The following is a 12,918-nucleotide window of genomic DNA, read 5'->3' on the forward strand; positions in this document are numbered from 1 at the left end:
CACCTCATGGAACGTCATCCGCTGCAGATGCAGCCCCTCGTCGCGCAACGCGTCTCGGACCTCATCGGTGGCACGCCGCTGCTGGAGCTGCTCACCACCCGCTTCGGCACCCGCGTGCTGCTCAAGCTCGAACAGTTCAATCCCATGGGCACGGCCAAGATCCGCATGGCCCGCCAGATGCTGGACGAGGCCGAGGCCCAGGGCCGGCTGAAGCCCGGCGGCTGGGTCATCGAGTCGACCTCGGGCAACACCGGCATGGGCCTGGCCCTGCTGGCCGCCGAGCGGGGCTACCGCTTCACCGCGGTGGTCGACCACCATGCCTGCAAGGACAAGCTGCGCGCGATGCGGGCCTTCGGTGCCGAGCTGCTGTACGTCAACGAGGCACCCGGAGACGGCCTCGCCACCTCGGACCGCGAGGCCCTGGCCCAACGCATTGCCGCCGAACAGGGCGCCTACTGGACCGAGCAGCACAACAACCCGGCCAATGCCAATGGCTACCGGGCCGTGGCCCGGGAGCTGATGGACACCCTGGGCCCTTGCATGACCCACCTGATGGGAGCCGTGGGCACGGGTGGCTCGCTGTTCGGCACCGCGCGCGAGTTGAAGCCCCTGCTGCCGTCGCTGCGGGTGATCGGTGTCGAGCCGGTGGGCTCCATCGCCTTCGGCGGCCCGGGCGCGCCCTATCACCAGTCGGGCACCGGCACGCCTGAGGGCGCGGAGATCGGCTTCCTGGTGGACTTCAGCCTGCTCGACGAGGGGCTCAAGGTCAGCGATGCCCAGGCCTTCAACACCGCCCGCTACCTCGCCCGCAGGCATGCCGTGCTGGTGGGCGGATCGGCGGGCGGCGTGCTGTACCAGGCCTTGCGGCGGGCGGAGGCGGCGCCACCGCACAGCACCATCGTGGTCCTGGTCTGCGATGGCGGCGAGAAGTACCTGGACACCGTGTTCGACGACGACTGGATGCGCGCCCACGAACTGCTCGACCCGAGCGTCGACGAGGAACTGGACGCGATGTTCGAGCAGCTGGCACCAGGCCGGGTGAAGGCATGACGCGCATGGCCTGGCGCGCCGATGCCTCGCAGGTGCTCACGCTGGCGGCGCCCCTGGTGCTCACGCAACTCGCCCAGGTGGCCCAGGGCACCACCAGCATCGTGATGCTCGGGCAGCTGGACACGGTGGACCTGGCTGCCGGCGGGCTGGCCCTGTCCCTGTTCAATCTGCTGCGCACCATGGGCGTGGGGCTGATCACGCCGACCGGCAATCTGGTGGCCGAGGCCAGCGTCGATGCGCAAGGCGGCGCGCCCCGCATCCGGGCGCTGCTGTGCGCGAGCCTGGCGCTGGCCACGGCGGCCGGGCTGCTGGCGGCGCTGCTCATGGTCCTCGGCGCCCCGCTGCTGCGGGGCCTGGGCCAGGACCCGCGGGTCGTCGAGCGCTGCGGGCAGTACCTCGCGGCGGCGGCCCCCGGCCTGCTGCCCCTGCTCTGGTTCCAGGTCTTGCGCCAGCTCACCGTGGGGCTGGGGCGGCCGGGGCCGATGCTGGCGGTGACGCTGGCCTCGGTCGGCCTGAACGCCGTGCTGGCCTACACGCTGATGAAGGGGGCCGGGGGCCTGCCCGCGCTGGGCCTCAGCGGCGTGGCTATCGCAGGCACGGTGGTCAATGCCCTCGCGCTGTGCGCCCTGCTGTGGGTGGCCCGGCGGGACCCGAGGGTCGCGCCACTGCTGAGCCTGAGGTACGAGACCTCCCCCTGGCCAGCCTGGCGCCGCCTGGCCAGGCTGGGCCTGCCGGTGGCCGCCAGCTATGGCAGCGAGGCGGCCTTTTTCTCGGTGCTGGGCCTGCTGGCCGGCGCCTTCGGGCCCACGGCGCTGGCGGCGCACACGGTGCTCAACCAGCTGGTCTATGTGGTCTTCATGGTGGCCGTCGGACTGTCGCAGGCCGTGTCCCTCTGCATCAGCCGGGCCTGGGCCCATGGCGACGGCCCGCGCGCGCGCCGCCTGGGCCTGACGGCGCTGGGCCTGGGATGGATCGCGATGGCCGGCGTGGGCCTGCTGTACCTGGCGGCGCCGCTGGAGGTGCTCGGGCTGCTGCTGCGGCCGGGCAGCTCGGGCGAGGTCGCGGCGCAGGCCGCTGCCTTGCTGGGCATCGTGGCCGTGCTGCAATGCTTCGACTGCAGCCAGAACCTGGCGATCGGCATGCTGCGAGGGGTCGGCGAAACGGCGAGTGCCTTCCTCCGCACGCTGCTCGGCTATTGGGGGGTGGGCCTGCCGCTGGCCTGGTGGCTGGGCTGGGTCCTGCAGCTCGGGCTGAGCGGCCTGTGGCTTGGTCTCGCCAGCGGGCTGGCCACGACGGCCGGACTGCTGCTGCTTCGCTTCGTCCAGGTCACCGCGGCGGCGCGGCATCGCTCGCCGACGGCCATGGTGCAAGGGGGACCGGCATGAGGGCTGCTGACACCCGGGGGCTGCGCCTGGACTGCAGCCCGCCGGCATCGCCCGGCGTGGGGGCGCCCGGCTACACCGTCGCCCTGGAGGCCATCGACTTCTTCCGGGCTACGGAGGCGGTGGACCCTCAGCGCGTGCGGGAGCTGACCGACAGCATCGTCGCCAGCGGCCACTGGCTGGTGCCCATCCCGGTCGAGCACCGCACCGGACTGGTGATGGACGGCAACCACCGTCTGCGCGCGGCGCGGCTGCTGGGGCTGCGGCGCCTGCCCTGCATCCCGCTGGACTACGGCGATGCGCGCGTGGACGTGCGCTGCTGGCGCTCCGCCGAGCCCTTCGACATCGACCGCATCCTGCAGCTCGCGGCGCGGCAGGCGGTGCTGCCCTACAAGACGACCCGCCACCGCTTCGATCCCCCCCTCCCCGGCTCGCGCATTCCCCTGGCGCTGTTGGCGCAGGAGCTGCATGCGGCGCAGGCATGGCCCGCGTGACGCGGCGATGCAGGCCCGGCCCGCTGGGAGCGGCCCCAAGGCTGACCTGGGCCGGGGCTGGCGGAACTTGGCGGCGGTGCGCGCGATCAGGCAGCTTCCAGGCAGCTTCCGGGCAGCTCCCAGGCAGCGAGCGGGCTGGGGGAAAACAAATAAGCGGCGCACCGGCACAAAGTGGAGTAAAACGGTCCTCAGGCCTGATTGGCGAATTGCCTGCCCGCAGTCCAAGGACCTGCACTCGACGGCCTGCCCTCGGCATCCAGCCGCACGGCTCGGCCAGGCCGCATTCCCGGCCGCCAGCCGCGGGCGAGCACCCCCAGCGGGAACGTCACTTGCCCCTGGCCCGAGTGGCCAGCCTGCACGATCCCAATGGATCCTCCCCAAGTCTCCGGCGCCCTGCCATGCGCCAGCGCTTGGACATCGCGCCACCGAAAGGCGGCGTTCCCTCCACCCTTTTTTCTGCGGCCCCCGCGACCGAGGCGAGCCGGCCCATGGCCGGCTGGACGCCCCTCCGCCACGACCCAGGTCTGTCCACCCTTTGCAAGGAGCCATCATGCTCGTCCTATCCGGTACCCGATCTCGTCTGAGCCTGCTCAGGAGCGCCCTCGCCAGCAGCATGGCGTCCCTGGACCGGCGGCGCGCCGCTGACATCCCCAACGGCTACATCGACGACTATGTCGCGCTGAACTGGCTCCGATGGGATGGCGGCCACCTGCGCCTGACCACGGTCGGCAGCAACATCCTGCAGCAGCTCACGCTGCAGATGAAGGCGGAGTGAATTCGGGCCTGTCGGCGGCCGCTCATGGTCCGCCTGGGTGCCGCCGGGCTGAGTTCCAGCGGCGGCGCGCCCTCGACCCGGCCGTGGTCCCGTGATCGAGCAACACCGCCCCGGGCCGCACGTGGCGACCGTCGGGCTGCCCAAGGAGTTGATCGACCACGTCCGGCCGAGCTTCGCGCGGTTTCTTCGCATCGAGGCTGCCGGGGGCGTGGTGCTGCTGCTGTGCGCCGTGGCGGCCGTCCTGCTGTCAAACGCCGACTTCGGGCAGGCGCTGTCCGCCTTCTGGGACACGTGGCTCGGCTTGCGCCTCGGGGATCTTGAAGCCGGGCGCTCGCTGAAGGCCTGGATCAACGACGGGCTGATGACGCTGTTCTTCTTCCTGGTGGCGCTGGAACTCAAGCGTGAGCTGGTCCTGGGAGAGATGCGCAAGCCGCGCATGGCGGCGCTGCCCATGGCTGCGGCCCTGGGCGGCATGGCCGGGCCGGCAGCGCTCTTCCTGGCCCTGCAATGGGGAACGCCGACGCAGCGTGGCTGGGGCATCGCCATGGCGACAGACACCGCCTTCGTGATCGCCTGCCTCGCCCTGCTGGGTCGCCGCGTGCCGCAGAGCCTGCGCGTCTTCATGCTGATGCTTGCCATCGTGGATGACGTCGGGGCCATCCTGGTCGTGGCCATCGGCTACAGCAACGGGATTGACTGGCACATGCTGGCACTCGCGGCCCTGTGCGTGGTGTTGATGCGCTTCATGGCACGCATAGGCATCCGTCAGTTCTCGCCCTATGTGCTGAGCGGGTGCGCCCTCTGGCTGGCCATCGATGCGTCCGGACTGCACGCGACGATCGCCGGCGTGATCCTGGGCCTGATGACGCCTGCACGGCGCTGGGTCAGCGATACCCGGCTGTACGGCATCCTGCGTCAGGTTGTCGCACACCCCGCCGGGCGCGCAGGCAGCGGCAATACCCGCGACCGCAAGACGCTGCTGATCGCGGAGCTGGCCGCCCGCGAATCGCTGTCGCCGGTCGAGCGGCTGGAGATGGCACTGCATCCCTGGGTGAGCTTCTGCGTGATGCCGCTCTTCGCCCTCGCCAATGCCGGCTTGCAGCTGTCCTGGGAACACGCGCGCCAGCCGGTTGCCGTGGCGGTGTTCCTGGGCTTCGTGGTGGGCAAGCCGGCCGGTATCGTGCTGTTCAGCTGGCTGGCCCTGCGCGCCGGCCTGGCGAGCCGCGCGCCCGAGCTGGGCTGGCGGATGCTGGTGGGTGGCGGCTTTCTGGCGGGCATCGGCTTCACGATGGCCTTGCTGATTGCGGACCTCGGGCTGAACGGCCAGGTCCTGGACAGCGCGAAGATGGGCATCTTCCTGGCCTCGCTGTGCTCGGCGGGCCTGGGTCTTGCCCTGCTCCTGTGGGCGTCAAGACCGGCTGGCCGTGCGCCCGGCTGAGCGGCTCGGGCGTCGGCCGACCGGTCAGCGGCTGGCAGCGTTGGCGGCCTGCACGGCCACCGGCTCGCAGCGCATGCCCTGCCCCAGGCCGCGCAGATAGGCGCGACGGGCCAGGCCGGCCGCGATGGCGGCCGTGACCTCCCGGTTGTAGCGCTCGGCGCCGCTGAGCTTGCGGATCCAGCCGCGGAAGGGCAGCAGGCCCTCGGTGGCGCTGCGCAGGCCGCTGACGGCGGCGTCGCCGAAGGCATCACCGGCCTTGCCGAACCAGTCTTCCTCGCCGGGCGCGCGCGGGCTGTCCAGATCCTGACCCAGCACGGCATTGAGGCCCTGCAGCTGCACCGTCAGCGCGGAGCAATCCGCCGGTCGCGCATAGGGCGCCTGCCGGGCCGTCAGCAGCACTTCGGGGATCTTGGCGCGCACCAGGTTCAGGTCATTGAGCGGTGAGGTGGCGGCCTCGGCCAGGCGGTCGCCCGTGTCGGCCTTCTGGCCCGGCGTGTGGACGGTCTGCACCGCGCAGGCCGACAGGCCCAGGAGCAGCACCAGGGAGGCCAGCAAGGGCCGCGAGATCATGGGGCGAAGGGTTGAGGTCATGCCCCTACTGTATGACAGCCCAGGCTTCCGCCCAGCGGTCCAGGTCCGGCGGGCACTGCTTCTTGTTGCCAAAGACGATGGCCTTGCCGCGGCCGCGCTCGGACTTCATGCCCTCGGCCCGGCTGGCCGGCATCACGAAGACCATGGGGTAGGCCCGCGCCTCCTCGAAGCGCTTGTAGTTGAGCAGCACGTAGAAGCGCTGGTCCATCTCGCCTTCCGGCTCCTCGTTGACCAGCCAGCGGCCGTTGTCCGGCACGCCGCGCACCACCACTTCGAGTTGCCGCCCCGCGGGCGTCTTGACCAGCAGCTCGACACCGCCGAAGCCCCCCAGCGTGGGCACCACCTGGTGGCCCAGGCGCATCAGCTGACTCATCACAAAAAACTCTGCCGCGCGGCTCACCGCGCGTTCCTTACTGCTCCGGGACAAACAACACTCCTGCTCACTGAAATCGCGCCCCAGCCAGGGCGGCGGGGGCGCGATTGTGCAGCAATTTCAGGTGGCGCTGCCACACCGCCCGCCCCTGCCGCTGATTCCCGCGGCAGGGGCGCCCGGGCTGTCAGGGGACGTAGTTGAGCGTCAGCTGGGCATTGCTGTAGCTGGCGTAGCCGTAGACACCGATGTAGAGCCAGCCGGCGGCCGGATTGCTCAGCGTGCAGGTCTCGGCATTGGTGCTGCCCTGCTTGCGGCAGCTGTAGGTGCTGCTCGTGGGCTTGGCGCCTGAGCGGGTGAAGAGGTCCAGGTCGCCGCTGCCGCCGCTGGTGCTCACGGTCAGCGAGGTGGTGCCGGCAGGCACCGCCACCTTCCAGTAGCGCCAGCTGCCGGTGGCGCCCGCAAGACCTGTCAAGACCTGACCCTTGGTGAGCACCGGCACGCCGTCGTCGCTGAGCTGGACCAGCTTGCTGGTGCTGGCGCTCAGGCCTTCGTTGTCGGTGACGGTGAGCTGCACCGTGTAGCTGCCGGCAGCAGCGTAGGTGTGGCTGACGGGCGTCCCGCTGCCATTGCTGCCGTCGCCGAAGCTCCACTGGCGGCTGGCGATGCTGCCGTCGTCAGTGCTGCCGTCGGTGAACTGCACGGCCAGGCCATTGACGCTGTAGTCGAAGGCCGCGACGGGCGGCTGCCCGCCACCGCTGCCGCCGATGTCCAGAAAGGCGGCGCTGAAGGCGCCCCAGTTGCCTGCGGCGTCCCGGCCTCGCACATAGACCAGATGCCGGCCCGTGGCCAGGCCCGTGGTGTTGAGCGTGCCGCGCACGGCCTCCGCGCTGCTGTTGAAGCTGCCGTCGACCGCCGCCAGCGGCAGGGCCTGCGCCCCAGCCTGCCAGGGCGGCACGTCGAGGTAGGCCTCGGCCGCGGCGATGGCCTGCGTGGGCTCGGTGCCGTTGCTCTGGTTGTAGCGGGTGTCGTCCACCCGTGCGTCCAGGGTCACGGGCGTGCCGGCCGTCACACGGCCCGCGGAGAGCGCCAGCTGGGTGATGTCCGGCCCCGCCGGTGTCTGGTAGGGCGTGCGCACGACCTTGGCAGCATAGAACAGGGCCGGCATGTTCCCTGGCAGCAGGGTGTTGTTGTAGTAGCTGCACTGCTCGAAGAAGGCCGTGCCCAGCTCGAAGGTGAAGGCGGCCACGCCCAGCTCGCCGTAGCTGGGGCCGTCGCTGGTGCCGTCGGTCTCGTAGAGGTCGAGGGAGCGCTCCGGCGTGTGGCCGTTCCAGTAGGCGAACTTGCGCCCCAGGGTAGCCAGCTGCACGTCGTTGCCGGCCACCGATCCGTTGGTGCCCCAGGGCCACAGCAGCAGGCGGCCGTGGCTGTGGATGTCCAGGTGGATGCCGCTGGTGTCCAGCGGGGCCGGATCGCTGCGGTTGGGCCCGCGGCGGTCCGTCCACAGGGAGCGGATGTAGGCCTCCACCGCCCGGGTCTCGGGCTCGGAGGCGGCGCTGGGGCCGCGGTAGGTCTCGTTGCAGGCATTGCCGCTGGAACCCGAACCGCCCGTGCTGTTCCAGCCGAAGCCGAAATTGCGGTTCAGGTCCGCGCCACGGCTGTTGCTGGTCGCGCCGCAATAGGCGGTGTTGGTGTTCTTGCGCCACAGCAGGCCGGTCTCGGCCTTCTTGCGGCCGTCCGGGTTGGTGGCCAGCAGGAGGTGGATCTCGTGGTGATCCAGGATCCAGGTGGCATCGGCATCGACGCCGTAGCCATTGACCAGGCGCCGCGCGAACTCCAGCACCAGGGGCGTGGTCGCGTACTCGCGGGCATGGATGCCGGCGTTGACGAAGAGCTTGGGCTTGGGGCCGCTCACCGCGCTGTTGCTGAGCTTCAGCACCCGCAGGTCATAGCCGCCGGTGCCGCGGGTCTTCTCCCAGGAGTCGCCGATGTCGATCCAGCTGGCCAGCTGCGGCTTGGCGCTGACCATGCCCTGGGCCTCGGTGAAGACCTCCTCGACGGTGGGATAGCAGCTGTAGTTGGGGATGCCCGCCAGCGTCTGGCGCTGCCCCGCGGCCAGGGCCTGGCGGCGCCGCTCACCCGATTCCATGCGGGCCTGCTCGCGCTGCTGTGTCAGCCAGTGCGGATCGGGCTCCAGCCGGAAGCCCAGGGCGCGCAGCTCGCGCGCTTCCTCGGCGTTGACCTGCACGATCACATAGCCCAGCTCATAGGGCGATGCCAGCGTCTCGTAGCGGCTGTGCGCGATGGCCCGGGCCTTGCGCACATCGCTGAAGTAGGCGCGCATGGTCTGCCGCGGCTCGGACTCCCGCCCCTGGACGAGCGTGGGCTCGGGGGGCTGGGCCAGGGCGGATCCGCCACCCACCAGGGCCAGCGCCGACAGCGCGCCGACGAGTGCGCCAGCGACGGCGCGCGAGGGGAACTGCAACCGACTGCCTTGCTGCTTCATCTCGATCTCCTGAGATCAGGCAGGTAGCAAGACCTGGCACATCCGACGCCACCCGGGACTGCAGCGGTGCCGGCCGCGGGGACCTGCGGCCTGCAGGGGCGCCCTCGCAGACAGGCGGGCGCGCCCCGGTTTGCACGGTGCAGGCCGTCCCGTCTGGCGGGCCCGGTCCTGCCTCACTCTGAGAGATCCCCCGCCCCGGCGGCGTGCGCCGGGGCATCCTTGCCTTGTTGTGCTTCAGGCCCGCCGTGGACGGAGCGGCTCGCCCGGCCTCACGGCAGTGCACGGACTGAAGGCGTCATGGCCCCGGCCGAGCCCCTGCAGTATCGGCAGGCGGCCCGTCACGGGGCTCCGTGGCTTCCCGCAGCCACCGGGCTGTGGGTGTGTCGCATCAGAACAGTCCGTGGATGCGCCCGCCGTCGTCCAGGCCGATGCGCTCGGCCGCAGGGGCCTTGGGCAGGCCGGGCATGGTCATGATGTCGCCGCAGATGGCGGTGACGAACTCGGCGCCCGCATGCAGCCGCAGCTCGCGCACGCGCAGGCGGTGGCCCTGCGGCGCGCCCAGGCGCTTGGGATCGCTGCTGAAGGAATACTGCGTCTTGGCGATGCAGACCGGCAGATGGCCATGGCCCAGGGCCGTGATCTCCTCCAGCTGGCGGAAGGCGGCGGGTTCGAAGTCGATGTCTTCGGCGCCGTAGATGCGCGTGGCCACGGCCTGCAGCTTGTGCGCCAGGCCGTCCGCGTCCTGGTACAGCAGACCCAGGGCCGGGGCCTCGCCTTCGCAGGCCTGGACCACGGCCCGCGCCAGCGCCTCGGCGCCCGCCCCGCCCTGCGCCCAGTGGCTGGCCAGCACACAGCGCACGCCCAGGCGCTCGCAGGCGGCCTGCACGAGGGCGATCTCCTCGGGGGTGTCGCTGTCAAAGCGGTTGATGGAGACGATGGCCGGCAGCCGGTAGTGCTGCTGCACGTTGTGCACATGGCGCTCCAGATTGGGCAGGCCCAGGCGCAGGGCCTCGAGGCCGTCCGGCGCGCCCTGGCCATGGTGCTTCAGCGCCCGGATGGTGGCCACGACCACCGCGCAGGAGGGCCGCAGGCCGGACTTGCGGCACTTGATGTCGATGAACTTCTCGGCGCCCAGGTCGGCACCGAAGCCGGCCTCGGTGACCACGTAGTCGGCCAGACGCAGCGCCGTGCGCGTGGCCATCACCGAATTGCAGCCGTGCGCGATGTTGGCGAACGGCCCGCCGTGCACGAAGGCCGGATTGCCTTCCAGGGTCTGGACCAGATTGGGCTGGATGGCATCCCTCAGCAGCGCCGCCATGGCGCCGTCGGCCTGCAGCTCGCGGGCGGTGACGGGCTTCTTGTCAGCCGTGTAGCCCACGACGATCTGCCCGAGGCGGCGCTTGAGGTCCGCCAGCGAGTCGGCCAGACACAGGATGGCCATGACCTCGGAAGCCACCACGATGTCGAAGCCGTCCTCACGCGGATAGCCATTGCCCGGGCCGCCCAGGCCCGCGGTGATCAGGCGCAGGGCGCGGTCGTTCATGTCCACCACGCGGCGCCAGCTGATGCGGCGCACGTCCAGCCCCAGCACATTGCCGTGGTGGATGTGGTTGTCGATCATCGCGGCCAGCAGGTTGTTGGCCAGGGCGATGGCGTGGAAGTCGCCGGTGAAGTGGAGGTTGATGTCCTCCATGGGCACGACCTGCGCATGCCCGCCGCCGGCCGCCCCACCCTTCATGCCGAAGCAGGGCCCCAGCGAGGGCTCGCGCAGGCAGATGATGGTGTTGGCGCCGATGCGGTTGAGACCGTCGCCCAGGCCCACCGTGGTGGTGGTCTTGCCCTCCCCCGGCGGCGTGGGCGTGATGGCGGTGACCAGCACCAGCTTGCCGCGCTGGGGCAGCTTCTCGAGCCGGCGCAGGGCCGCGAGGCTCAGCTTGGCCTTGTAGTGGCCGTAGGGCACGAGCTCGTCCTCGGCCAGGCCCAGGCGTTCCTGCGCCAGGGGGAGGATCTTGCGCAGCGTGGCGGCCTGGGCAATCTCGATGTCGGTGGGCATGCAGCGCTCCTGATGGGATCGACGGGCGCCGGAAAAAGCAATGGCGCGTCAGGGCCGGTGGGCCCTGCGCGCCATTGTGGTGCCTGCACCCGGAGGGGGGCAAGGGTCAGGTCATGCCAGATCGCTCAGGGGATGATCCTGGGCCGTCCAGGGGCTCTGGAAGAAGGCGGCCACCATCTCGGGCGTCACGTCCTCGATGCGGGCCGGGTTCCAGCGCGGGGCGTGGTCCTTGTCGACGGCCAGGGCGCGGATGCCCTCCACCGTCTCGCTGGCCGCGCCCGGGCGCAGGTGGAAGCAGCGGTGAACCAGGTCGCGCTCCATGCGGAGATCGTCGGCCAGGCTCATCTGGCGGGCGCGGCGCACCTGCTCCAGCGTCACCGCCATCATCAGCGGCGAGCGCTTGCGCAGCGTGGCCAGGGCATGGCGCGCCCATTCGCTGTCATCGCCGGCCAGCGATTCCATGATGGCCTGCACGCTGGCGGCGCCGAAGTGGCGGTCGATCTGGCGGCGCAGCTCGCGGTGGTCCGGCGTGGGGGCCAGGTCCACGCGCTCCATGACGGTGGCCACCACATGCTCGGCGCTGGTCTGCAGGCCCTGGCGCAGCGCCTGGATCAGCTCGGGCAGCACGCTGCTCTTGACGTAGACATCGCCCAGGCCCATCTCGATGGCATCGCCCGCGGCAATGGGCTGGCCGGTCAGCGCCAGCCACTCGCCCGTGAAGCCGGGGCACTGGCCCAGGAAGAAGCCACCGCCGACGTCCGGGAAGAGGCCGATGTTGGTCTCGGGCATGGCCAGCTTGGAATGCTCGGTCAGCACGCGCAGGCGGGCGCCCTGGCTGATGCCCATGCCGCCGCCCATCACCACACCGTCCATCAGGGCGATATAGGGCTTGGGGAAGCGGTGGATCAGGTGGTTGAGCGCGTATTCCTCGGTGAAGAAGTCCTCCAGGGCGGAGTCCCCGGCCAGCGCGGCCTGGTGGAAGAAGCGGATATCCCCGCCGGCGCAGAAAGCCGCCGGCTTGCCCTCGCGGCCCTGGCCCAGGACAACCACGGCCTGGATGCCGGGCTCGGCGGCCCAGGCCTTCAGCAGGATGGTCAGGTCGCGGATCATGGCCAGCGAGAGCGCATTGAGCGCCTGCGGGCGGTTCAGCGTGATCAGGCCCAGGCAGCCATTCACCTCGGCCAGGATCTGGCCCTCGGACTGCAATTGCGGGATCAGGGGGGACGTCATGACTACTCCGTTTTATTGTTCAGGGCGCGCGCGGACCTTGCGGACTCCTCAACGCACGCGCCGCCAGCCCAGCCATTCATTGCCGACCAGCGCGGCCAGCACCATAGCACCACCCCAGAGGGCGGAGGAAGACGGGACTTCCCCCGCGCCCCACCACGCCCACAACACCCCGAAGATCACCTCGAGCAGGCCCAGCAGGGCCACCTCGGGGGCCGGCAGCACGCGGGTGAGGCGCACGACCAGCAGGCAGGGAATGGCCAGCTGCGTCAGGCCCAGGCCGGCCAGCAGGGTCAGGTCATGCGCGGTGGCCTCGAAGGGCCAGGCCATGGGCAGCGTCATCAGGGCAGACAGCAAGGCGCCGATCAGCACCGCCGGCAGCATGTCCGGCTTCTCAGTCGAGCTGTCGCTGTGGGCAATGCGCTGCAGCAAGGTCCAGTTGGTGGCCGCCGCCAGCGGCACGGCCAGGGCCACGCCCATGCCGGCCAGGCTGGCCGCGCTGCCCTGCATCTCGTGGCCGAACATCCAGGCGATGCCCGCGCTGCCCAGCACGATGGCCACCCAGGTCCGTGCCGGCAGGCGGTGATGCAGGAACAGCCGCGAGAACAGCGCCGTCAGCAGCGGCCCCAGCGCCATCGTCACCAGCACATTGGCGACGGTGGTCATGGTGATGGCCATCATGAAGGCCGTGAACATCACCGACCAGCACAGCCCCGAGATCCACACCGCCCGCGGCGTCCGCGGCAGCTGCCGCCAGAACGCCGCCCCCCGCATCCACGAGAGCGCCGCGACCAGCGACAGCGCATTGAACGCACTCCGCCAGAACGTCACCTCGAAGCCCTTCGCGACCTCCAGATGCCGCGACACCACCCCCGCCGTGCTCCACAGCAGGGTCACCAGAATCATCAACAGAACTGCTCGACGATGCTTCATGACGACAAAGCGGCCCCACCGGGGCCGCTCTCAACGATCTGGCTGGAACCCCCTCTCGGAGGGGGCTGGGGAGAGCCCAATTCCCGCGCAAAGCGCAAC

11 protein-coding genes are annotated in these 12,918 nt (G+C 70.7%); 5 read left to right on the forward strand and 6 right to left on the reverse strand.

Annotated features, from left to right (window positions below; translation table 11 throughout):
* Positions 1-6 precede the first annotated feature (6 nt).
* The 5 genes from O9Y01_RS19105 (at position 7) to nhaA (ending at position 5,139) form a co-directional block, all read left to right on the forward strand.
* On the forward strand, positions 7-1,050 hold the full coding sequence (locus O9Y01_RS19105; RefSeq protein ID WP_269633195.1) for a PLP-dependent cysteine synthase family protein: 1,044 nt from the start codon (positions 7-9) through the stop codon (positions 1,048-1,050).
* Positions 1,047-2,435 carry an MATE family efflux transporter gene (locus O9Y01_RS19110; RefSeq protein WP_269633196.1) on the forward strand — a complete coding sequence of 463 codons (1,389 nt, stop codon included), beginning with the start codon at positions 1,047-1,049 and terminating at the stop codon, positions 2,433-2,435. The genes O9Y01_RS19105 and O9Y01_RS19110 overlap by 4 nt, the downstream gene beginning before the upstream one ends.
* The gene (locus O9Y01_RS19115) at positions 2,432-2,926 is read left to right on the forward strand and encodes a ParB N-terminal domain-containing protein (protein WP_269633197.1); all 495 of its coding nucleotides are present in this window, start codon (positions 2,432-2,434) and stop codon (positions 2,924-2,926) included. Before O9Y01_RS19110 ends, O9Y01_RS19115 begins: the two co-directional genes overlap by 4 nt.
* 550 nt (positions 2,927-3,476) lie before the next feature.
* Positions 3,477-3,701 (forward strand): hypothetical protein, encoded by a 225-nt coding sequence (locus O9Y01_RS19120; protein WP_269633198.1) that lies wholly within the window; start codon positions 3,477-3,479, stop codon positions 3,699-3,701.
* Between the two features lie 91 nt (positions 3,702-3,792).
* Positions 3,793-5,139 (forward strand): Na+/H+ antiporter NhaA, encoded by a 1,347-nt coding sequence (gene nhaA, locus O9Y01_RS19125; protein WP_269633199.1) that lies wholly within the window; start codon positions 3,793-3,795, stop codon positions 5,137-5,139.
* Positions 5,140-5,163: 24 nt separating this feature from the next.
* On the opposite strand, the gene O9Y01_RS19130 is transcribed toward nhaA, so the two are convergent.
* The 6 genes from O9Y01_RS19130 to O9Y01_RS19155 form a co-directional block, all read right to left on the reverse strand.
* Positions 5,164-5,730 (reverse strand): hypothetical protein, encoded by a 567-nt coding sequence (locus O9Y01_RS19130; protein ID WP_269633200.1) that lies wholly within the window; start codon positions 5,728-5,730, stop codon positions 5,164-5,166.
* Positions 5,731-5,734: 4 nt separating this feature from the next.
* The gene (locus O9Y01_RS19135) at positions 5,735-6,103 is read right to left on the reverse strand and encodes a hypothetical protein (protein ID WP_269633201.1); all 369 of its coding nucleotides are present in this window, start codon (positions 6,101-6,103) and stop codon (positions 5,735-5,737) included.
* Between the two features lie 184 nt (positions 6,104-6,287).
* Positions 6,288-8,606 (reverse strand): M14 family zinc carboxypeptidase, encoded by a 2,319-nt coding sequence (locus O9Y01_RS19140; RefSeq protein WP_269633202.1) that lies wholly within the window; start codon positions 8,604-8,606, stop codon positions 6,288-6,290.
* A 388-nt stretch (positions 8,607-8,994) separates the two neighbouring features.
* A complete protein-coding gene (locus O9Y01_RS19145; RefSeq protein ID WP_269633203.1) occupies positions 8,995-10,659 on the reverse strand; it encodes a formate--tetrahydrofolate ligase in 1,665 nt (554 codons plus the stop codon).
* A gap of 111 nt (positions 10,660-10,770) precedes the next feature.
* Positions 10,771-11,889 carry an enoyl-CoA hydratase/isomerase family protein gene (locus O9Y01_RS19150; RefSeq protein ID WP_269633204.1) on the reverse strand — a complete coding sequence of 373 codons (1,119 nt, stop codon included), beginning with the start codon at positions 11,887-11,889 and terminating at the stop codon, positions 10,771-10,773.
* 48 nt (positions 11,890-11,937) lie between these two features.
* A complete protein-coding gene (locus tag O9Y01_RS19155; RefSeq protein WP_269633205.1) occupies positions 11,938-12,819 on the reverse strand; it encodes a DMT family transporter in 882 nt (293 codons plus the stop codon).
* Between the last annotated feature and the right edge of the window lie 99 nt (positions 12,820-12,918).

Source organism: Pelomonas sp. BJYL3, assembly GCF_027257975.1.
GTDB lineage: Bacteria > Pseudomonadota > Gammaproteobacteria > Burkholderiales > Burkholderiaceae_C > Roseateles_B > Roseateles_B flavus.

Coding starts and splice junctions, on each gene's coding strand:
- O9Y01_RS19105 (WP_269633195.1), top strand. CDS start 7: ATGGAACGTCATCCGCTGCAGATGCAGCCCCTCGTCGCGCAACGCGTC.
- O9Y01_RS19110 (WP_269633196.1), top strand. CDS start 1,047: ATGACGCGCATGGCCTGGCGCGCCGATGCCTCGCAGGTGCTCACGCTG.
- O9Y01_RS19115 (WP_269633197.1), top strand. CDS start 2,432: ATGAGGGCTGCTGACACCCGGGGGCTGCGCCTGGACTGCAGCCCGCCG.
- O9Y01_RS19120 (WP_269633198.1), top strand. CDS start 3,477: ATGCTCGTCCTATCCGGTACCCGATCTCGTCTGAGCCTGCTCAGGAGC.
- O9Y01_RS19130 (WP_269633200.1), bottom strand. CDS start 5,730: ATGACCTCAACCCTTCGCCCCATGATCTCGCGGCCCTTGCTGGCCTCC.
- O9Y01_RS19135 (WP_269633201.1), bottom strand. CDS start 6,103: ATGAGTCAGCTGATGCGCCTGGGCCACCAGGTGGTGCCCACGCTGGGG.
- O9Y01_RS19140 (WP_269633202.1), bottom strand. CDS start 8,606: ATGAAGCAGCAAGGCAGTCGGTTGCAGTTCCCCTCGCGCGCCGTCGCT.
- O9Y01_RS19145 (WP_269633203.1), bottom strand. CDS start 10,659: ATGCCCACCGACATCGAGATTGCCCAGGCCGCCACGCTGCGCAAGATC.
- O9Y01_RS19150 (WP_269633204.1), bottom strand. CDS start 11,889: ATGACGTCCCCCCTGATCCCGCAATTGCAGTCCGAGGGCCAGATCCTG.
- O9Y01_RS19155 (WP_269633205.1), bottom strand. CDS start 12,819: ATGAAGCATCGTCGAGCAGTTCTGTTGATGATTCTGGTGACCCTGCTG.